The sequence below is a fragment of the Candidatus Roizmanbacteria bacterium genome, from assembly GCA_016699265.1.
GTDB lineage: Bacteria > Patescibacteriota > Microgenomatia > UBA1406 > GWC2-37-13 > CAZLQR01.
Map to the genome: position 1 here is coordinate 364,837 of CP064967.1, position 21,042 is coordinate 385,878.

20 protein-coding genes, 1 tRNA gene and 3 pseudogenes are annotated in these 21,042 nt (G+C 40.4%); 8 read left to right on the forward strand and 16 right to left on the reverse strand.

What is annotated here, in order from left to right; genetic code table 11:
• Nucleotides 1-78: 78 nt before the first annotated feature.
• Nucleotides 79-732 (reverse strand): hypothetical protein, encoded by a 654-nt coding sequence (locus IPH70_02145; GenBank protein QQR64299.1) that lies wholly within the window; start codon nt 730-732, stop codon nt 79-81.
• 232 nt (nt 733-964) lie between these two features.
• Here IPH70_02145 and IPH70_02150 point away from each other — a divergent pair, with 232 nt between their 5' ends.
• Genes IPH70_02150 through IPH70_02160 form a run of 3 tightly spaced genes read left to right on the forward strand, consistent with a single transcriptional unit; the run spans nt 965 to nt 3,127 of the window.
• Nucleotides 965-1,540 (forward strand): glucosaminidase domain-containing protein, encoded by a 576-nt coding sequence (locus IPH70_02150; GenBank protein ID QQR64300.1) that lies wholly within the window; start codon nt 965-967, stop codon nt 1,538-1,540.
• A 45-nt stretch (nt 1,541-1,585) separates the two neighbouring features.
• Nucleotides 1,586-2,461 (forward strand): hypothetical protein, encoded by an 876-nt coding sequence (locus IPH70_02155; protein ID QQR64301.1) that lies wholly within the window; start codon nt 1,586-1,588, stop codon nt 2,459-2,461.
• Nucleotides 2,462-2,473: 12 nt separating this feature from the next.
• Entirely contained in the window at nt 2,474-3,127 is a 654-nt protein-coding gene (locus IPH70_02160) for a hypothetical protein (protein QQR64302.1), read from the forward strand.
• An 87-nt stretch (nt 3,128-3,214) separates the two neighbouring features.
• Here the strand turns inward: IPH70_02160 and IPH70_02165 are convergent, their stop codons facing one another.
• A complete protein-coding gene (locus IPH70_02165) occupies nt 3,215-3,790 on the reverse strand; it encodes a hypothetical protein (GenBank protein QQR64303.1) in 576 nt (191 codons plus the stop codon).
• Between the two features lie 54 nt (nt 3,791-3,844).
• Nucleotides 3,845-4,408, reverse strand: a complete 564-nt coding sequence (locus tag IPH70_02170) for a methyltransferase domain-containing protein (protein ID QQR64304.1) — start codon at nt 4,406-4,408, stop codon at nt 3,845-3,847.
• Nucleotides 4,409-4,470: 62 nt separating this feature from the next.
• Here IPH70_02170 and IPH70_02175 point away from each other — a divergent pair.
• Both IPH70_02175 and IPH70_02180 read left to right on the forward strand, forming a co-directional pair.
• Nucleotides 4,471-4,542: transfer RNA gene (locus IPH70_02175), tRNA-Arg, on the forward strand.
• 208 nt (nt 4,543-4,750) lie between these two features.
• Nucleotides 4,751-5,014: a GIY-YIG nuclease family protein gene (locus IPH70_02180; GenBank protein QQR64305.1), complete on the forward strand. Its 264-nt coding sequence runs from the start codon at nt 4,751-4,753 to the stop codon at nt 5,012-5,014.
• Nucleotides 5,015-5,022: 8 nt separating this feature from the next.
• On the opposite strand, the gene IPH70_02185 is transcribed toward IPH70_02180, so the two are convergent.
• Nucleotides 5,023-5,667: a hypothetical protein gene (locus IPH70_02185; protein ID QQR64306.1), complete on the reverse strand. Its 645-nt coding sequence runs from the start codon at nt 5,665-5,667 to the stop codon at nt 5,023-5,025.
• Between the two features lie 161 nt (nt 5,668-5,828).
• Between IPH70_02185 and IPH70_02190 the strand changes: the two genes are divergently transcribed.
• Both IPH70_02190 and IPH70_02195 read left to right on the forward strand, forming a co-directional pair.
• On the forward strand, nt 5,829-7,604 hold the full coding sequence (locus tag IPH70_02190; protein ID QQR64307.1) for an ABC transporter ATP-binding protein: 1,776 nt from the start codon (nt 5,829-5,831) through the stop codon (nt 7,602-7,604).
• A gap of 94 nt (nt 7,605-7,698) precedes the next feature.
• Nucleotides 7,699-9,327: a hypothetical protein gene (locus tag IPH70_02195; GenBank protein QQR64308.1), complete on the forward strand. Its 1,629-nt coding sequence runs from the start codon at nt 7,699-7,701 to the stop codon at nt 9,325-9,327.
• On the opposite strand, the gene IPH70_02200 is transcribed toward IPH70_02195, so the two are convergent.
• Nucleotides 9,324-9,890, reverse strand: a complete 567-nt coding sequence (locus tag IPH70_02200; GenBank protein QQR64309.1) for a LexA family transcriptional regulator — start codon at nt 9,888-9,890, stop codon at nt 9,324-9,326. The genes IPH70_02195 and IPH70_02200 overlap by 4 nt on opposite strands.
• Nucleotides 9,891-10,298: 408 nt before the next feature.
• On the opposite strand from IPH70_02200, the gene IPH70_02205 reads away from it, so the two are divergent.
• Complete coding sequence (locus IPH70_02205) at nt 10,299-11,264, forward strand: SGNH/GDSL hydrolase family protein (protein QQR64310.1); 966 nt, start codon at nt 10,299-10,301, stop codon at nt 11,262-11,264.
• On the opposite strand, the gene IPH70_02210 is transcribed toward IPH70_02205, so the two are convergent.
• The 11 genes and pseudogenes from IPH70_02210 to IPH70_02260 all read right to left on the reverse strand — a co-directional run bounded on the left by IPH70_02210 (nt 11,261) and on the right by IPH70_02260 (nt 20,847).
• The gene (locus IPH70_02210) at nt 11,261-12,121 is read right to left on the reverse strand and encodes a hypothetical protein (protein ID QQR64311.1); all 861 of its coding nucleotides are present in this window, start codon (nt 12,119-12,121) and stop codon (nt 11,261-11,263) included. The genes IPH70_02205 and IPH70_02210 overlap by 4 nt on opposite strands.
• 38 nt (nt 12,122-12,159) lie before the next feature.
• Nucleotides 12,160-13,419 (reverse strand): hypothetical protein, encoded by a 1,260-nt coding sequence (locus IPH70_02215; GenBank protein QQR64312.1) that lies wholly within the window; start codon nt 13,417-13,419, stop codon nt 12,160-12,162.
• 38 nt (nt 13,420-13,457) lie between these two features.
• Entirely contained in the window at nt 13,458-14,966 is a 1,509-nt protein-coding gene (locus tag IPH70_02220; protein ID QQR64313.1) for a glycosyltransferase family 39 protein, read from the reverse strand.
• A 556-nt stretch (nt 14,967-15,522) separates the two neighbouring features.
• Nucleotides 15,523-15,828 carry a hypothetical protein gene (locus IPH70_02225; GenBank protein ID QQR64314.1) on the reverse strand — a complete coding sequence of 102 codons (306 nt, stop codon included), beginning with the start codon at nt 15,826-15,828 and terminating at the stop codon, nt 15,523-15,525.
• Between the two features lie 14 nt (nt 15,829-15,842).
• Nucleotides 15,843-16,592, reverse strand: coding sequence for a hypothetical protein (locus tag IPH70_02230; GenBank protein ID QQR64315.1), 750 nt, complete (start codon nt 16,590-16,592; stop codon nt 15,843-15,845).
• 44 nt (nt 16,593-16,636) lie between these two features.
• A pseudogene (locus IPH70_02235) lies at nt 16,637-17,879 on the reverse strand (Gfo/Idh/MocA family oxidoreductase).
• Nucleotides 17,880-17,987: 108 nt separating this feature from the next.
• Nucleotides 17,988-18,513: pseudogene (gene rfbC, locus IPH70_02240) on the reverse strand (dTDP-4-dehydrorhamnose 3,5-epimerase).
• Between the two features lies 1 nt (nt 18,514).
• Nucleotides 18,515-19,534 (reverse strand): annotated as a pseudogene (locus tag IPH70_02245) (SDR family oxidoreductase).
• A gap of 3 nt (nt 19,535-19,537) precedes the next feature.
• On the reverse strand, nt 19,538-20,329 hold the full coding sequence (gene rfbF, locus IPH70_02250) for a glucose-1-phosphate cytidylyltransferase (GenBank protein ID QQR64316.1): 792 nt from the start codon (nt 20,327-20,329) through the stop codon (nt 19,538-19,540).
• A gap of 105 nt (nt 20,330-20,434) precedes the next feature.
• Nucleotides 20,435-20,626, reverse strand: a complete 192-nt coding sequence (locus IPH70_02255) for a transferase (protein QQR64412.1) — start codon at nt 20,624-20,626, stop codon at nt 20,435-20,437.
• Nucleotides 20,608-20,847 (reverse strand): hypothetical protein, encoded by a 240-nt coding sequence (locus IPH70_02260; protein QQR64317.1) that lies wholly within the window; start codon nt 20,845-20,847, stop codon nt 20,608-20,610. Before IPH70_02260 ends, IPH70_02255 begins: the two co-directional genes overlap by 19 nt.
• Between the last annotated feature and the right edge of the window lie 195 nt (nt 20,848-21,042).

Below are 21,042 nucleotides of genomic sequence, written 5' to 3' on the forward strand. Positions count from 1 at the left end.
TTAGTTGCTAAATAATGAGTTCCCACATAGTTCCTACCTTGACCCCCCACTTCGCTGAGGTAATGCACTAGAGCGTGCTTATTTCTTAAAGTTCTTCAAGTCCTCCCAGTGTTGGTGAACTAGACATGGGGTTAGGAGAAGTCCTAATACAATCCAATAGCTTCGAAACCAGCCACTGTGCATATCCGAACCAAGTACTAATGCATGATAAAATATGCTTGCCATTGCAATTGTTTGTGTAAAGTTCACAAGCCACCAGAGTCTCACTACCTTAGGATTTTCTTTAAATCGCGCTATCACCTCGAAAAATAGAAAGCCTGTGAGGCCAAGCATTCCCAAAATAACATAGGGGATACTCGCCTCTCCAGCGTATGCAAAGTAGCTGAGTGGTGGAAGCCCGAAACCCTGCCTGAGCTGTTCTATCGCCAATATCATCGGATGAAGGAGGACAAGCCAAATTACGATGGCTGTAGAGGTTCTATGATAAGGTTTGTGTTTTGGAAGTGATGGAATTAGTCTTCGTATCTCGCCTACGATAAAGTGGGTCCACATTATGCTCCATGCCAAGATTCCAATAATTGGAAAAACCTGATAGAGGGAAACGACTTTAAATGTAAAGCTCATGGTTTCAAACCATACGGTAAATCCCACTCCAATCACGACCATTGCAAGTATCCACGGAAAGAGGTTCCACCAACCTGGAAGGATTGCCGAGTCCTTATTACTTGCCATATATCATATGCTACAGAATATGCTGATATAAGGCAAATTGAAGCTATTTAATGCCAATTTGAGGCTCCAGCCTCGTTAGCTATAAGATACATAAAATACCCCTTGACAGGCCTGTAGTAAGTTGCTATACTGCACCTAGATCTTAAGGTTTTTCGCCAAGCGCTGAAAAGCTTTAAGATCTTTTTTTATAGCCCAAGAGACATAGTTAAAGATTGTCTAAAGGCCAATACTTATGAAGATACTCAAATTGTTTTTAAGCGTATTTGTTGTTTTATTATTCTCGGGCACAAATGTTCTAGCCTCAGATCAGCAGGCTGGTTCATCGGCCATTCTTGTGGCTAGTCCAAAGAACGAGATCGCCAATAGAATATCCCATAGAGATATTGCACAGGACTATATGTTAAAAAGACGAGTTATTACAAAGGTCCTACAGGAGAACAACTCTCCCCTTGTGGACTCGGTAGATTCATTTATTAGCACTTGTGCCAACTATCAGATCGACTGTTATCTATTGCCGTCAATTACTAGGCTTGAGTCTAGTTTTGGCCAGTTTACGCATCCAAACTCACATAATCCCTTTGGTTGGGGTGGTGGTTACATAATGTTTAATACATGGGGTGATTCTATTGATGCTGTAGGTAAGGGTTTGAGAACCAACTATATAGATAAGGGAGCGGCTGACGTTTACGATATTGGTAAGATCTATGCTGCGAGTCCTACATGGGCGGTGCGCGTAGAGCGCTTTATGAATGACTTTAAGCGTGTTGAAAGCGAAGAGAGTTTACAGGCGAGTAACATTTCGCTATAATGGACGAACTTAGACCTGCCTGCCGGCAGGCAGGACTTAGAATATATGTACACCCATACACTAAAAAAACTTCCCAAAGGAACATTTGAGATAACGGTCAAGATGCCGTGGGCGATGATCGAGAAGGAAACTGAAAAAGCTTTTCAGACCCTAGCAGAGATGCTCGAGGTTGAAGGATACCGAAAAGGAAAAGCACCCAAGGAACTTGCTAAAAAGCAGATAAAGAAAGAAGCGATCTATCAGCAGATCATTCGAACGCTCTTTCCGGACATATATGCCGAGATAATCAAGAAGGAAGAATTGAAGCCGGCAATCTCTCCCCGTGTTGATCTTAAGCAAGCGAAAGAAAACGAGGACTGGGAACTGGTCTTTACACTTGCAGAAAAACCATCTGTAAAATTGGGAGACTACAAAAAGACGCTTGCAGACATTAAGGTAAAAAGAGGCAAGGCAGATATATGGGTTCCGGGTACTGAGGCCAAACCTGTGGATGATGACAAGGAAAAGGCGCGAAAGCAGCAGGAACTCTTAAACGAGATGCTAACCGCATTGCTACAATTGTCAACTGTCGAGATTTCTGAGTTTATTCTTGAAGAAGAACTGAACAGCAGACTGTCACGCCTTGTTGACGATATTCAGAAGCTAGGAATGAACACAGAGACCTATCTACAGTCCAAAAATATCACCATGGAGCAGCTACGAGAGCAGTTCCTCAAGGAGATTGTTGAGACACATAGTCTTGAGTTTGCTCTAAACGAGATTGCTGAAAAAGAAAATATTTCGGTAGAAAATGATGAGCTTGAAAAACTTTTTGTTTCAATTAAAGATAACAAAGAGCGCGTTGCAGCGATGCAAAATGCATACTACTACGCCGCTCTATTACGCAAACAGAAAACACTTGATTTTCTCTTAGGCTTATAGTAAAATTCAGCCATGAGTTCGCAACAGGCCACGAAGGCCAAAAAGCACAATCCGAATCTCCTTGAAAAGAACCCACTCGAGACAATAGCCGATCTGGGTAGCTCCTCTGTGAAAAATACAGCACGTGAGCTTGGTGGTATTGCCAGTGGAGTTTTCGATCAGTTTATGGGCGATGCCGACTACATCGATTATGAACAAGATTTGCAGTTTAATCACAGTGAGAAAACCACAAATCGCCCAAAGGGCGATCGCCCTCTGGGCGAAAAGAAGGAAACGAAACCTGTTTTTAGATTTCACGAACATCACGAGAACCATACGGTAAAACAAGAGATTGTAGAGATCCAGCAGCTTATTCAACAGGTGAAGCAAGAGATTAAGATGATTAAGCAACAGAATCAGTCGATGCTTGCTGAGGTTAAGGACGTAGAGAAACTAACACTTAGCTCATCTCGGGAAAGTACTAAACCTTATGACGCTTCTTTTCTTGAGGTAATATTATCGCTGTTGAAAACTATTAGACTTAAGATCGGTGAATCAAATACGTGGTTGCAGGCAATGGTCTCTAAACGTAAAAAAAGAGGGTCGGCATTTGCAGTACGTACAAAGTCTATGGGTACGCAGTACTCCCTCTCCCAAGAACTTCAGGTCACCAGAAACGTACAATGACCCTTCGTATACCGTATAACGTATTTCGTATATCGATTGCGCATTTCGTTCATACGAAATACCAGATACCAAATTCGAGATACGAGTCTATTCAAGCGCTCGTATAAACGTATTTACTCCATTTGCCCAGCTACCGTTTGATGATGGTGTGTACTTTGCCATAATTTGCTCTGTCGTGGTTAGCCCTTTGTCTATGTAATAGGTTTTAATACCCTTTGAAACCGCCATAATAGCGTCTTGGTATGAGTCAAATCGCGTAACGGTTGTTCCGTAAATTCCCCAACCCCAACAGTTATACGAGTTGTTTGGTATTACTCTACAGAGTCCAGATTCCTGCATTGCAATGGCCGGAAGCAGTCTATAATCAAACTCATACTTGTCAGCCGTAGTTACAATAAATTCTGCATCATCATAAAGTGGTGAGTTATATTTCCTAAAAAAGCGTTTAAGATTTGCCACTCTTGCGTCCCCTAGTTTTACCTCAGCAGTTACGCCTTCGTTAGCAAAGGATTGATCAAATTCGTACGACGCATCAATCTCATTCAGAATAGTATTTGCGGCCGATACTCGTTTTACTTTTTGCACGTAACGTAAGGCGATTATTAGGTTTGCGACTACGAGTATAGTAAACAACCCAATCCAAAAAATAGACCGCTTTCTCATGCTCTTACTATAGCTAAAAAGACACGCTGATTCAACCGTTCGGCAGGCTCAGGGTTAAGCCCGTTTACCCTTTGGAAAGCGATAAAAATAGGAGTCAAATGGGTGACTTTGTACAACGCGTGTGATGTATTTGTCGCAGGTAGGGATTTTGAATCCATGAGAAATAACGAGGGTTGAGGAATTCATCTCTTTTTTAAGTTGTGGCGCTATCTTAGCCAAAAGTTTGGGCATGAGAAATATATAAAGAACGTTATATCCCACAAATGATTGTTTAAAGATGTTTCGATTTTCAAAGTTAATGTTTTTTAATTTTTTTAAGTTTGCAAGAATACGCGCCTTCGCAAGAACAATGGGATTGATGTCGATGCCAAGTCCGGTACTCTTATACTTTTCTGCCGCTATACGAAGGAATCTCCCGTCGCCACATCCAAGCTCTAAGATTTTTGTTTTACGATTTGGTTTGATAAGCGCAAGCAGATCTTTGGTTTGTTTTCTACTGGTGGGAACATACGGAGAACCCATCAGTGAAGAATAAATCAGAAAAGCTAAATAGATAGTTATGCTTACTAAAAAAAACAGCTCTAAAAGCAAAAGGGAGATATATATTACAGGGGCCATAGGTATAGTATAATTAGCTAAGCTCAAATTTCAAAGTTCAAAGTTCAAATTGAGCGCTCATAGCACCCATAGCTCAACGGATAGAGTACTGGTCTTCGGAACCAGTGATGAGAGTTCGATTCCCTCTGGGTGCACGTGCGATAGAGTATCCCGATTTCGATCGGGATGATGAGAGTTCGATTCCCTCTGGGTGCACGTGCGATAGAGTATCCCGATTTCGATCAGGATGATGAGAGTTCGATTCCTCTCTGGGTGCACCGAGTCTAACTCGGCTTCGCTAAGAAGACGATTAGATGAGGTGATCGAGTTTGACTCGACACCAAAAGGTATATACTTTTATTCATGAACAAAACGTCTGACGTTTTGCATGAAAAATTCTACGTTTACACTCTCTTAAGTTTAAAAGATGGCAAGTTTTACTCTGGTTATACTAATGACTTGAAGAATAGACTAGCGGAACATGTAGCTGGCAGAGTTAAATCAACCAGATTACGTGCGCCATTTAAGCTTATACACTATGAATATTTTGTAAATATGTCAGATGCAAAAGCGCGAGAAAAATTTTTAAAAAGTGGATTTGGTGGAAACAACTTAAAGAATCTTTGAAAAGAACACTATTTTTTTAATGACGAGATTATGGAGTCCATTTCTTCAAGTATTTTAGTATCCGGTCCGATAGGCGTAGTATATGAAATAGCTCCAAATACTGTAGGTGTTTGATAACTATCTGTACCGTAGACGAGAACTGAGTAGTTTTTCTCACCAGGCTTATTCTGTGCTGACGAATCAATTCTTCTGTACTTCTCCCCTGCAACTCCAACAAAGTCGGTAAATTTGCCGGTATACTCCTGAGCCATAGGTCCCTCAACCTTTGCATCTTCAAACGAATACATGGACCCTCCCATATTTGCCTGATAGATTGTAACGATATATCCGTTTTTGGAAATAATGAGTTTGTCCATGTCCTTCTCTGCGATGCTGTGATCAGATTTCCAGTCCTCCGGTACATCAACTGTGTACTGAGCATGCTCCGCTGAACCTGCCTTTATTTTCAATGTTGCTGCCTGTGTAGATGTTGGCAAAACCATAGCCCGAGTTGGAGAAACCTGATTGTCACTAGTAGCGACAACGAACTCTTTCTCTATTTTTGGAGTAGCCACATTTTTCTGCCCAAGATAGTAGGCGCCACCCGCTATAACACCAAGAATCACTATGACAAGGGCTACCTTTCCAAAAACTTCAAAAAATTTATTTCCCATATGATTGATTGAACGACATTGTAATAAAGCTGATCAAAAGATGCAACGGCTAACGTTATCCGTTTGAAACGAGCGTAATAATCAGGAAAAGGAGATTTTAATCCAATCTGTTTCTTTAGAAGGTTCGCGTCGGAACTTACTGATATAATCTAATTAGCTAGATGAAAAACATAGGTCGAATTATTACTCTGTCGAAGCAGTTTAACTCGTGGTTCTTACTCTCAAGCATTCTTATTATGTTTGGAGTACTTCTGAACCTTGCTCTTCCAATTTTTTTCAAACTGATCGTTGATCAGATCTCTCTTCAGGTTAGTGGTAAAGGTGGTCAAATAAATACCTTACTTCTCTATACCGCGCTTTTTTTCGTTACTGGAGTCGTCATAAATCTATCTACATCTATAAGTAATCGTGTTGGAGATCATATCTCGGGAAAGCTTAGGGCTTACTGGACAGAGACTTTTTATTACAAGATACTGACGCTCCCACAAAGCTACTACGACAGCGAGATGTCCGGAAAGATTATTAATCAGCTTACACGAGGTTTATTTACAATGCAGGCCTTCATAAACACCGCGACCAACTTCATCATCCCGGCAATGCTCCAAGGACTCGTAACGATCATATTTCTATCGTACTATAGTTGGCAAATTGGTCTAATCGTTTTTGCTATCTTTCCGATTTATATACTAATTAGTTACTACTCTACAAAACAATGGGGAAAAATAATTCAACTAGAGAATCCAATTGAGGATAAATTGAGATCCCGAATGAGTGAGGTCATAAGCAATATCAAGTTAGTGAAAAGCTTTATTACCGAACCAATCGAGTTCAATTTCGTGAAAGGGAGCCTAAAGCAAATAAATGGATATTATGCAAAAAGAAGTAAGCAGTTTCACATTATCGACTTTGTACGCGAACTTAGTCTGACAATAGTTATTGCGGTAGTTACCTTACTCATTTTTAAAGGAACCTTTGAGAAGCGTTATACGCTTGGCGAAATGGTTCTTTTACTTCAGCTACTAAATCAGGCAAGATGGCCGCTCTTTGGTATGTCCTTTATACTGGCGAGAATTCAAGAAGCAGAGGCCGGAACGAAGGAATTTTTTGAGATTATGGATACGCAAGGCTCCGAATCGTTTGAGACGAAGGAAAAGTACTCTTCAAAAAAATTCACCAAAACTAATCTTGAGTTTAAAAATGTCGCCTTTACCTATGAAAAATCTCATCCAGTTTTGAAGAATGTTACGTTTACACTTCACAACAAAGAAAAAGCAGCGCTTGTAGGCCACAGTGGAGCCGGTAAATCAACCATTGTGAATCTTATTCTTAAGTTTTACAACGTTACAAAGGGAGAGATCAAACTCAATAACGAGTCATATAAGAAGATGAGCCACCAAGTAATAAGAAATAATATTTCTCTTGTGTTTCAGGAGAACGAACTTTTTTCGACAACAGTAAAAGAAAATGTTGCTTACGGAAATCCAACAACAACTGATAAGCAGGTAATCGAAGCATTAAAGCTCGCCAATGCATGGGACTTTGTGAGCGGTTTCGAAAAAGGAATAGAGACCGAGGTTGGAGAGCGTGGAGTACGTTTATCTGGAGGTCAAAAGCAGCGCATTCAGATTGCGCGTGCTATTCTCAAGAACTCCCCCATTTTAATTCTTGATGAGGCAACCTCAAGCTTAGACTCTAAGTCAGAGATGGAGGTGCAAAAAGGACTGGAAAACCTTATGAAAGATAGACTCACCATCATTATAGCTCACCGATTTTCAACTATACAAAATGTAGATACGATTCTGGTCATAGAGGACGGCAAAATCTCCCAGCAGGGTAATCCGAAGGAGCTATCTACCAAGCCGGGAGTATATAAGGATCTTCTCACTTATCAGATACAGGGAAATGAGAAACTGCTCAAGCAGTTTGGTTTACACTGAGCCTGCCGAAGGGTTTACACTGAAAGGCCAATCCACTCTCTAGACCCACTCAAAAGCTACATTATTATAGGTCTTTCTCTGGTATAATATACATATGGCAGAGCTATCTCGATCTGCAAGATCTGAATCAACCAAAACTACAGAGCGAAAGGCCTTTATTCATGCTGTGCCTCGTCGTGCAATCGAGATAATTCAAAACCCCTCATTTCTTCAGTACACTCGCGATCACATACTAGAGTTTAAACACCGCATAGCGGGAAGTGACTATACAAACGAAGATAAAGACTTCATCCTTAGAGCACTTGATTTATCAATTGTCGCCTATCAAGATAATGACGACACTAGACTGAGGCAGCGAAAACAGACTGTGCAGTATGGTGGTAAAGACGTCAATATTCCCTATGTCGAACATCCACTCTCAGTAGCCGCGGCAATGATGGGTGAACCAAGAACTATTAAGTTACATAGCACGGATACACAGGACAAAGATGCGATCGAGATTATTGTGAGACAGGATCCGTATCGGGCAGAAGATGTTGTCGCTGCTTTGCTCCATGACGTAATGGAAGATTCGAAATTACGATTAAAAGACGGTGGTATTCTCCGTGGTGAGAAGGCATGGACGACGCTTATGAGGGACTATTTTTCCGAAGTTCGCCCTGAATTGGTAGATGCGACAATCACCATTATTAAGGCAGTAACCAAATATGAAACCATTCCAACCGGACTACTACGCATAATAGAGCAGTCCCCCGCATATGTCGCTACCATTCAGTTAATAGAGACGCATATGGCGCGCACAAAGAGTTCGGAAGAGATTCATAAAGAAGTGGGTCGCTCTTTGTCAGATATTCACAAGATGATAACTACTTGTTTTGGTATGGGTGACGATATTCATTTTGATGAACAAAGTTTTCAAAATTTCTTTAGCGCATTAGCGATCAAATGTCATGACGTTGAGCACAATCTTGAGGATAGAAAAGTACGAGATGACAAGTTGGTAAGAGCTCATATTCTCGCTTCTTTCGCGCGTTTATACGGACTACCCGTTGCGTCACGTATTGCGGCTCATCTGATTGTGAGTAATCAGTTTGATATGTTCTGGGGTATGGGAGATCATGAGCGAAATCTCTTAGAAGGCAAGGAAACAGTGCGACTTTATGGACAGTTTGAGAAAGAACGACATCGTCCAACCTTCATGATTGACGGAGAACCGCTTAAGGTTGATGCTTTGCAGATACCAATTCTTACTCCAGACGAAATTAGTACACCAGGTCCAACGAAAGCTGAAGAATTTAGATCCGTACTTCAGTATCGTATCACAGTATTAAATCCGAATGTTCTGGCCCAAATTAAGACCCGTTTCAATATGGCCGATGAATATAGTGAACCAATGAATATCGAGTATGAAGGAAAACGGTTTGTGGGTTATCCAGTACGCGAACCAATTCACGATGTCATTCTTGATTCCGGTAGAGAGTGCTATTACTTCAATGTATACAGCACCACTGGAAGAGGTAAAAACCTTAAAAAACGTTTAGCTGGTATTTATCGTTTTCAGGATACGGGTCCTTCAGCCCACGATGTTTTAAAGCTTGGGAGTCGTGTTGAAGCGCGAGATGTACCCGAAACACAGATAATTCAGAAGATGTATGACGGTGATCCAGAGTCTTCTATGGATCTTCTCTCAATCGTGTGTGAGGCAAGCGCTTATCTGAACTAAGACATCTTTCTTACTACCGCCTTCACTATTCCATGAATTTTCAGCTCTTCTTTAGGATAAAAAGGTGGATATTTGGCATTTGCGGACTCAAGATACATTTTTTGACGAACATGGTCCTTACGCAATATTTTGAGCGTCCACTGACGATCTATCTCGGCCAAAATAATTGAGCCCGTAGTGGCATTTTGACGACGCTCTATAATAACAATATCCCCTTCAAAGATGCCCAAACCTATAAGTGAGTCTCCGCTTACTGTCAGTAAAAAAGAAGAAATGGGATCCTCGATAAGGTACTCGTCTAAGGTAAGATATTTCTTATCCTCTTCGGCAAGAATTGGAAAACCAGCCTTGACCAAACCAAGGAGTGGAAGGCTAAAAAATCTACTGGTTGGCGCAAGCTTACCTAGTTTTTTCTGTATGAATCCGTCCTCAACAAATTTAGACACTATTCGGAACACGGCGTTCTTAGAGGACAATCCAAAGATTGTAAGCATCTCCTGATACGTCGGGAGACGATGGTTTTTTTTGTAGAATGTTTTTAGCTTGTTTAGACGTTGCTCCATACGATTAATTTGAAATTTGAAGTTAGAAATTTGAAATCAATATTAAATTTATATCTTTAAAAATTAAAACATTAAAAATTGAATAAAAATTAAAAACTCCTGTCTGCCGGCAGGCAGATCAAACTAAAAACTATCATACGATTATCTTAGTGAACAATAGTTCACATGTCAAGTCCGACATTTTGTCGGGCGCAGATCGCGATGAAAATCGGGGTCAATCCAAGACGAACATAGTTTAGCAAATCTGTACGCTCCAAACTCAGTTAGCAGCCTTACGAATTGTCTGATTCCGGAAGAAGGGGTTGTGTCTGGATTGTTGGAACACGCTAGATACAGACTTAATCAGCGTTTCACACTGTTTTATCAAGCTAATTTGACATTAGTTTATTTTTTCTATATTGTTATAGTATGGCTGTAAAACAGTACGTGAGATACGATCAGGAAAAAACTGGTTTTATCCATCACCTATCAAGCAAATCATACATTAAGGCAGTAGTTACAATTGCGTGGAGCTTCATGATGTTTGCTTTAGCACTAAATCTTTCGCTGAGCTATTTTAGTAATAGACTGGGTACCCGAGAACTTGCATCAGCGAAGCCACAGGAAAAGCTAATCCAAAACGGAGAGGTACAGGGTGTAGTTTCGGATATGACCAAAGTAACACCTAAAGTATCCTCTGTGGATGTTGAAGAGCAAGAGGATATAGTTAAAAATACCACCCGTTCACCAAGAAAAACTTCGTATAAGGTTGCTCTTTATGGTGACTCCATGATCGATACTCTTGGCACCAAGATTCAGGTTCTTCAAGATGCACTTAAAAAGAAGTATCCAAAAACCGTATTCACTTTCTATAACTATGGAGTAGGGGCGGAAAATGTGGAACAGGGACTCAGTAGATTTGATAAACCATTATTAACGAGTGACCGAAACTACCCACCTTTTAGTACACTTGGAGCCGATATTATTGTCGTTGGATCATATGCATATAATCCGTTCAGTCCGTTTGATCGAGATAAACACTGGATCAATCTTTCTAAACTTGTCGAAAAGGCTAAGGAGACCAATGCAGAGGTATATTTACTGGCAGACATAGCTCCGGTGAGAGCTGAGTACGGCCGTGGACCAAAAGGTGTTAATTGGGACTCGGTAACTGCGTATGAGAAGTCCGGTCAGGTAATTCAGCTTCTTGAGAACACGGTTGGAATCTCCAAAAATCTAAATGTAATTCTTATCAATGCTTTTGAGAAATCTACGGTTACGGTTAGAGGTGATGGCAAACGCGAGTATGTAAGTACGCAAGATGGAGTTCATCCATCGGATGCAGGCCAAAAATTCATTGGAGAGCAGATTGCCGACACGCTCATGTTGGACTAGTGAAGGATAGGGCGAAGATATCGTTGTACGAAATTTTCTATGCCGTTATTATTCAGATGATCTGAATCTAAGAAATACTTTGGATCTTTCATTACCTCACTAAAATCGAATAACGCAAAGTGTTCGGTTTTCTGAAGTTTGACGAGTTCCTTCTTTACCTCCTCTGTCTGTTTGTGTTTGGGGAATAAGGTAGGTGGAATGATTACCACAAGTTTTGCCCCATGATTAAGAGACAGCTCATTTACTTCATTTATGAACCTAAAGTTATCCGTATCGATAGGGTTAAGGTAGAGACTTTTCATACGAGATTGAATAATCTGGGCAGAGGCAGTACTCTGCTTGATCTGCGTTGGTGACATCGTCTTGTATTGATTCATTGCAAACAGATAGGAAGTTGTGGTCTTCCAGTTGTAATCACCGCTGGTGAGGAGCGTGTATAAGAAGTCGAGTCTGAAAGGTTCGTGATCGAAGATATGGGGATTACTAAGAAGTTCTCTGCGATAGAAAATAAATGGATCTAAAAAATAGACCGTAACTCTGTTTGTATTCCCTCGTTGGTAAAAGTAACTGAGGTATGTTTTCTGATTTTTAAGAGATTCACGATTCCCTCCTTGAGACAGGTTTATAAATGATCTTTGAAGTAGCTTCTCGAACTCGTTATGATTCTCAGCCCGTGAGAAGATTCTCGCATGAGAAGAACCAAGCAGTACAAAGTCATAGCTCTTGTTCTTGAGTATTACCGGAAGATTGGTTTCGGTTTCTCCGTTTCCTAGTTTATTTTCTGAAATGGAAAGCGGTAGACATGAGATAGCAATCGTAAACACGAGAAAAATTCCAACCTTTACAAACAGTTTCATTGCATGCAATTATAGTTGTTTTACGGTAGTGGGAAGTATTAAGACTCTCCTCGCTTATAAAAGCCGAGCTGGTAGAGAATAATCTGGAAGCGCTCCATCCATGTGCGATTTTTCTTTGTTAGTCGAATTTTCAGACTGTGAATATTTTGTTTATCTCGTGATGGGGTACGAAACTGTGAAGAAAAATATCCTTCTTTGACAACTGTAGCATTATTAAAATCTTTTGTTGAGACGAAGCTGTAGATTCCTTGAGTGTCTGAAACTACCATATCTATATCTTGTATACCCACCATTGCGCCGGAAATAGGATTGTCCCACTCGTCAACTACCTGACCCGTAGTTTTAATTGGATCAAAGTACTCGCGTAGAGTATTTACTGCAGATTTCGGTTTAAACTTATCGTCAAATATCTTGGTCGATCCTCCAAATGCCGTCCAGTAGTTGATTCCTTTTACAATATCTCGGTGTTTCGCCAGTTCTTTCAGATTGGCTCGGATAAGACGATCTTGTTCCCAGTCGCTCAGATCACCGTGAATATCTGGGATGGGTGCGCCGTACTCTCCCAAGACGATTGGGAGATGATTTTGAGCATAGAGTTCTTCTATGTCTCGGATAAGTTCTTCCGGTGTTTTTACATAGTGATCAATAACCTGAACTCCACCTGATTGCTCAAGTACATACTTCGGAATCATTTTAGCCACATCACCATTAGTTGAAAAATAGCCACAACTTACAGTTCTACTAATTGCTGCGAATGCATTCATGCAGTTTGCATAGGATGCGGGAAGAAACTCAAAAAATTTCTTTTTTATATCCTCTCCCTGTCGAGGATCACCAAATCCTCCGTTCTCTGGTTCTGGTGCAGGGGTAAAAATATCTCCCTCTTTAAAGAGATCTGGATGTTTCGTTATAAAAGCATAGGTCTTATCATTATGCTCGTTTGGATCCTTAAACTTTTCATATCCGAACCACCCCTCCCAAGCACTGAAATTGCCTCTAAACCAGACATTTAAGCCGTGTTTACGGGCCTCCACTACCCATGTCGCAAGAACGGGATAGAACTCCTCATCGTACGGTGTTGATATTGCAATATGGCTTGGATGAATCTCGGCTACCTTGTCTACAAGAAGCGGGATTTGATCGGTCACATCTGGATTGCGTGCCGCGTCTCGTGAGTACTTCATCGTGTCTACCGACTGGACCTCAAATAGCCGGTCGCTCGCATGAACATTACCATTAAACATAGAACTTAGAACGTAAAGTGCAAAAATAAAAATCAAAATTAAAAACTGTTTCATTTAAAATTCAATAAAAATTAAAAAATAAGAAATAAAAATTAATTACTGATTCTTCGAAAAATCAGAATCTCAGGTGAGGTATAGACCTTTTGAAAGTACTTATACAATCGTCCTCTTACCTTTGTGTCGTCATAGACAGCCTTCCAGACCGTATCATTTTTTTGCATCACAATCCATCTTGCATAGCGCTCAGGAGCTACGAGTGATTCGGCCCAGTACGGTTTATTACCAATATAGATGCTGCTTTGCATAGGAATACCGGTACGGACAAGACTTACTGTACGAGCATAGTCATCCATCAAGACAAGTCCATTATCGTAATTATCTTTAAGCCAACGTTCAGCAATTGGTCTTTTTGCGTGGGATAGTCCGACTACGCCATCTTCCCAGGTAATGACCTTCGAGTATCCGACAAAATACAGACCAAACTGAAGAATAAACAACGCCACAATCAAAGCACGTCCGCCAGATTTTGAGCGATTCCACAACCACCCAGAAAAAATTGCAGCAAACGGTACTGCCATCAGTCCATATCGAACATTAAATAAACGCCACTCAAAATCTACCGGTGTAAGATGAGGAATAAATATGACCGACTGACCGACAAAAAGAGTAAAGATGTAAAAGATAAACGGCGTAAGTAAAACAAATGAAATTAGGAATCTCTTCTTCGCCTCTTTATGCAGAAGGTACGAAATAAATCCAACTACTGCCATAAAAAATACAATAATGCCAATATTACTCATTGCGGTTACGAGGTAGTATGCGACTGCGGAACCAATGTTATGAAAGCTGGGTAACTCACCTCTTGACAGCCAGTTGGCTTGCTGAGTCTTGGCCGAGAATTCACTGTTAGAGAAGTAGAGTGCATCGCCAAGGATGAGGAAATCCCACAAAAACCATAGGGCAATACCAAAAAATGCAGGCGTTGCATATAGTAAGACCTTACCCTCAAGCTTTTGCCATAGAGGTTTCCCTTCTTTGAAGACTCGCGTAATATACATTCCAAAGACAGTAGCTCCTTGAAAGGCAACTAAGAACCAACCATCGTAGCGCGTAAGAGTTGCGCAGAATCCAAAGAAAGCCGCCGCAACAAGCGAGAAGATAAAGCTATCGTTTCTGATAAATCTGATAAAGAAGTAGATAGACAAAACGAAGAACATTATTAAGGTCATCTCGGTCATCGGAGTGGTCTGCATGTAGAGAATGTTGGGATTAAGCATGAAAACGAGAGATGCAAAAAGTCCTGCCCACCGATTGCGCGTCAGGAGCCCTGTTGTTTTAAAAATAAATACAGAACTCACAATATATGCGAAAGATGAGACGATAGATCCAGCAAGTCCCGTCCGCCATAAAGGATCGAACCAGATGAACGGAATCATTAAGAGGTGTGGAAATAGGAGCCATATTCCACCTAATTGAGCAAATCCTGGCGTTATGCTACTCACAACACGCTTAGCAATATTTAGGTGCGACTCAGCATCACCATAGGATACGATGTAGTCGTGAAAAATAAGACCAAGCAATTGCGGTCCAGCTAAACACAAATGCCATTACAGCAATAACAATCTGCCATCTCGTATTACGATATACATCGCTCAGCCAATCCTGAATTGTTTTTGTCGGAATACTAAATGTTAGATTCATGATTTTTTCAAAAAAGAGGAAAACAAATAACAATATTAAGACAATAAACAGCAGCGACCCCAAATTATGTAGAAATATTCATAGAGGGTAAACGTAGATCGTAAATAAGTGTTATAGATAAAATTACCGGTTTTATCTATGCCCATGAGCTCAAAGGCGCGCATGAAGTTGTAATATGGAATTTTAGGAAGTCAGCCTCAATTTTGGAGGAATCGCGTTTGTTGTCAATGCTCCTCCGAGCGCTACCGCTGATGAAAAAAACAAAAAGGAGGTAAAATCCAAGTCGCTTAAGCATAGAGTACGACCCTTTACTAATACCTATTGTAACTAAAATAGAGAACGCTGCCATTGCCGGAACAAGATACCTTGGTCCATAAGCCCAACCACCCCACGGATCACTCCAGCTGGAATATACGAACATGCTTGAAAGAATGAATGAAAACAAATAGAAAAACTCTAATTTTGCTTTTTATTATACTGCCAGAATGAAAGAAGAAATAAGATCAGTATAGGTGAAAAGAAAAAGAGTCCCTTATCATTACCCACCGCTAGTGTTTTGAAACCTTCAGGAGTTTCTTCTTCAGATAATGAGTTGAGAATTGGTGGCCGACTATACTTAATTGGTTCAGTTTTTTTGGAAACCGTCAATTGGTTAGTAAGCTTTCCATTAATAAAAGCGTATCGAGGAAGCTCATTTGCGAGCTTTGTCCAATGTCCAAAGATAGTTTGATTTCGATAAAGATGCAGTATGTTAAAAGTCATGAAAATGACAAGCATTACAAAAAAGCAGGCTTAAAATTAATCTTTACTTTATTTTTTAATGACTCGGTACTGAATGACGAAGCAAAGAAATAAACACCTAAAGGCGAGAGAGTTAGCGCATTTGGATAATCTATGAATAGAGCCAATGCGTAGAGTGATCCGACCAGTATTGCGTATAGATAAACAAGACTATTCTTGGCATTTTTATACTTCCAAGTAAGATAAAACATTAACATGGCGATAAATGCAGTTGGGGCATGTTGGTAGATAGTTATTGAGTAACTCCACGCTGTGGTAGCGAATGCAAAGGTAAGTGGAGCAAGAATTGATGCCCAAATAGGAAGTTTGAAGATATTTCGAGAAATTAAGAAAATGAGTATGATGGTGCCGACGGTTAGCAGACCCATTACTGCAAATGCTGACAGTGATCCTAGATTGTAATTCTGACCTATGATGTATCCGCCTAGAATTAGGTACGAAACACCTGAGGGGAAAAAACTGTAAATTTTATCTCCGTCGTAACCTGCGTCAGGTGAGGCAAATAAACCTAGTTCTTTACCCAATTCGATAGTTCCTCTATCTTTGATTGCGAGCATTTCCGCATAGGGCGCACGCTCATGTGAAGACTCGAACGGTAGAGTTTCAGCATTCAGTCTACTTAGTTCAGGTATTGATTCATGATTCCCATATTCTCCACGAAGCGTTGCGGTAAGTAAAACAGCGCTAAGTACTATGAGGAATATAATGGATAATATCTTTTTCATAACTATATCAATCTATATCAATTATACCACGAAACAGAGAGGTTTTATGAGCCAAACTGTTTTGTCCACAGTTTGAGTGTAACTGAATCTAAAGGGAGTACCACATCATCAAATGTCAGGAAGTCGTCCTTAGCAACATCTCGCTTAAGAATGAGGTTTTCTGCAAGACCTATGGGAAGAAGATTTTCTTTTCTTGCGACTGGACTATTCTCACAGACTCCATACATTGTGTACCCACCCATGACATCAAGCTTTTCCCCTTTTTTCATGTCTTTCTTCATTGCTGTTATTACCTCAACCAATGGTTTATCTCCTACTGCGACAAGAGTGTCGTCTTTATGCAAAAATGCTCGAGCAATTGAAGTTGGAGTTTCAAAATGGCAAAGATGATACGGTGCATAAAAAGGATAGATCGGTCCTTCCCCAACCTTATACAAGTTTAGATAATGTTTTTGAATAGGATCATCATGAGTAGCAAGTACAAAAATTCCTCCGTTAGGAACCGGACCAACTAAGTAATCAACAATACCTGTTTTGCTATTTACCAACTCATCAGCGCTATATTCTTTCACTGCTTTTTCTAGGGGAGTTCCTGACTCAACGGTGAGTCCATGCATACCACGCTTGGCTACGGTCATACCGGTACCATTGGCAACGCAGGCTTGCTCAAAAGAGATTTTAGTTCCATCGGCGAAGGAGGTCACCATATAAGGATTTTGTCCCCATTTTTTTGCAAATGATTCCTGAGTGGTTGGGTTTCTGTATGGATCTTGAAGACCTTTGATGTTTCCACAAAGAACTGGTTTAAGACCAAGTCCTTTAACATAGCGGTAAAGATTCATCTGTACACCAGGTTGATCGCCATCTGACAATGTGTAGACAACTCCAGCTTTTGTGCGAGATCTCTAAGCGCATACCCGATGGTACCATCGACTTCAGCGTTCATGGAGACAACATGCTTCTTGTGTGCAATTGCATCGACAATAACATTGGTTCCATACTCTATGGCTCCCGTTACCTCAACTATGACATCGATATCTTCGCTTTGTGTGAGATCTTTGTAGTTGTCGGTCACTACTACTCCCCGATCTTCAGCTTTTGCTTCCTTGAGAATTGCATGCGCTTTATCTGTAGTTCTGTTGGCTATTCCGACCAACTTCATTCCTTTAGTGTAGTTGAGGATCTGAATGGCTATACCACGCGCCATGAAACCAGCTCCAATCAGACCAACTCTGATGGGAGTGCCTTTTTCTCTAGTTGTTCGAGTTCCTTATCGATTATTATCATAAAAAAGTTATAAGTTCTAAGCTCTAACGCTCAAATAATTTCTAAGTTCTAATAATAAACTTTTCAGATTTATGATTTAGAATTTATTTGGATGTTAGGATTTAGTATTTAGGATTTATAATCAGGCCAATTTTTATCTTTATCGCTCATCTCGGTTGGCTCTGATGGCCACTCAATCTTAAACATCGGATCGTTCCATCTAATTCCGGACTCAGATTCAGGGAATAGAACTCAGAAACTAAATAGGTAATCTCTGCATTATCGGTAAGTGAGATTTGACCATGTGCGAATCCTTTGGACAGAGCATTGCTCTATGATTGTCTTCTGAGAGTTCTACTCCAAACCACTGTTTATAGGTGGGCGATTCAGGTCGAAGATCCAGGATGACATCAAAGATTGCACCTTTTGTACATCTGATTAATTTATCTTCTTGATGAGGAGTTTTTTGAAAATGAAGACCACGCAACGTTCCTTTCTTTGCACTGAGAGAAACATTTCCCTGCTTTACTACAAATGGAATCCCGGCTTTATCGAATTCATCAAGACAAAATGATCGACCAAAAACCACGGTCGTCTCCCGTTTTTCAACCGCAACAACGTTTTTATCTTTTAGTGGTGTTTTGGTAAAGATCATATTATTTACTCCAGAATAATTTATTATCTACTTTATGTTCTGACTTTAAATACTCAAGTTGTTTAAGGCGAGTATAAAGACGAGACTTATGCAGTTCTGTAGTGAGGTGTATTTCAGCAAAGATTTTCTGGAGTTCCTCTGCACCTTTTTACATTACATTGAGTTTTAAACTCAGGAAGAACCTTTGGATCCTGTCAAAGTTCACACGATAGTTTCGTTTGTCTCCGGTGCTGTCGCCAAATTCTGTGGTACAGCCGGGAAAGACCTCAGCAATAATCTCAGCCAACTGTCGCACCTGATAGTTATTGTCATTACTTCCGACATTGAATAGCTGGCCACCAATCGTAGAGCGTGGAGCGTTAAGCGTTAATCGTACTGCTTCACAGACATCAAGCACATGGACCAATGGTCTCCAAGGAGAACCATCACTGGTCATACGAATTATTTTTTCGGTGTGAGCTAAGGCACAGAGATCATTTACCACCAAATCAAATCTCATTCGTGGCGATGCACCAAAGACGGTTGCATTTCTAAAGATGGTAATGGTAAATGACTCTTCATTCATCTTCATGAGCATCTCTTCGTTCTTGACCTTTGAGATTGCGTAGGCGGTAAGAGGATTTGGTTTAGTACTCTCATCGCTAATGTTCTCTGAAGCGCCGTAGATGCTACATGAAGAAAAATAAACAAAGCGCTTAACTCCTGCCTGTTTTGCTGCCTCTGCTAAGATCTTTGTTCCACCTTGGTTAATCTCAAAGGTAAGCTCTGGATCATTTTGCCCAAGAGGATCATTTGAGAGCTCAGCTAAGTGAACAACCGCCTCAAATCCTTTCAAATCTTCAACCGTAACATTGCGAACATCCTTATTGATGAGCTCATACTCAATACCGGATACCGGATACAGATGTCCATCTGCATAGAAATTAGTGTCCAGTCCTACGACATCAAAACTTTTTTTAAGAAGCTCTTGTACGAGAATGGTGCCGATGTAGCCTTCTGAGCCCGTAACTAGTACTTTCATATGTTATTTCCATACCTTCCATGGAGCCGTACCACTTTTCCATTTTTCTTCTAATACATTTCTGTCATGTAAGGTATCCATAGGATGCCAGAACCCCTCATGACGGAACGCCGCTAATTTTCCTTCATGGGCGAGGTTAATCATTGGTTCCTGCTCCCAGGTTGTGAATTCATCTTTAATGTAGTTCAGAACCTCAGGTTCGCAGACAAAAAATCCTCCGTTAATCCAACCTCCACCATCTCCTTTCGGTTTTTCCTTAAAACTCTCAACGATGTCGTCTCCATCATTGAGTTGGAAGAGTCCAAAACGTCCGGGGGGCTGGACTACCGTAACGGTTGCTAGAGCACCCTTTTCTTTTTTATTTTTATCATGAAATGCGACGAGATCCTTAATGTTTACATCACTAAGACCGTCACCGTAGGTAAGACAGAATGGTTCATTCCCAATATATTTTTCTGCCATCTTTACGCGACCTCCGGTCATTGCTTTTTCACCGGTCTCTACAAGAGTAACCTTCCAGTTTTCAGCTCCATTAGAGTGGACATCTTTTGTGTGATTCTTAAGATCAAAGGTAACATCTGCTGTTCTGAGCCACTCATTTTGAAAGTACTCCTTGATCATGTGACCTTTGTAACCACAAAGAACAATGAACTCTGTGATGCCATATGAGGCATAGATTTTCATCACATGCCATAGAACTGGCTTACCACCGATCTCGACCATTGGTTTAGGTCTAATACCGGTTTCCTCGCTAATTCTGGTTCCGAACCCTCCTGCTAAAATTACTGCTTTCATATATTTATTTATTAAAACTTAACATTTTCATTTTCTTCATCGAAAAATTATCGGATAGTTTTGATTTTGTAACTTCCTTTGTAAATGGAACTTTTTAGCTTTTTTCTATAGTTTTTTATCAAATCTCCAACCAATTACTTTTGCAGGTACCCATCCAACAATTGAGTAAGGCGCAACATTTTTAGTGACAACAGCTCCAGCTGCGACTATAGAGCCTCTTCCAATTGTAACACCTGGCAATATGACTGATTTTGTTCCAATCCAGACATCATCCTCTATTACAATTGGTTTAGATATTTTTTATTTCTAACAGCCATTGGTAATCTCCAGTCAGAGTAATCGGTATTAGCGGTAATGAAAGTACAGTCGGGAGCGATTGCTACAAAGTTTCCAATCGTAATGTCTTCATCATGAAGTATGAACTTACAGTCTGAGTTAATAAATACATGATTACCCATCTTTACTTTACTAGGATGAGTGAAAGAACATCGCTTTGCTATTGAAACATCCTTTCCCATGTTTCCTATTAATAGACGCCACTTTAAAGTGCTCAAATACATTCTGAGTTTAAATCTTAGCAGTGCTATTTTTCTATCAGTGTTACCATGAGTATATTATACTATAAGTCTTAGTGAAGATGTGAGCTAATAATAGTTTGCAATTTCTGTCCGATGGTTTGTGTGCTGTACTGCTTAATAAATTTTTCGTGGCTA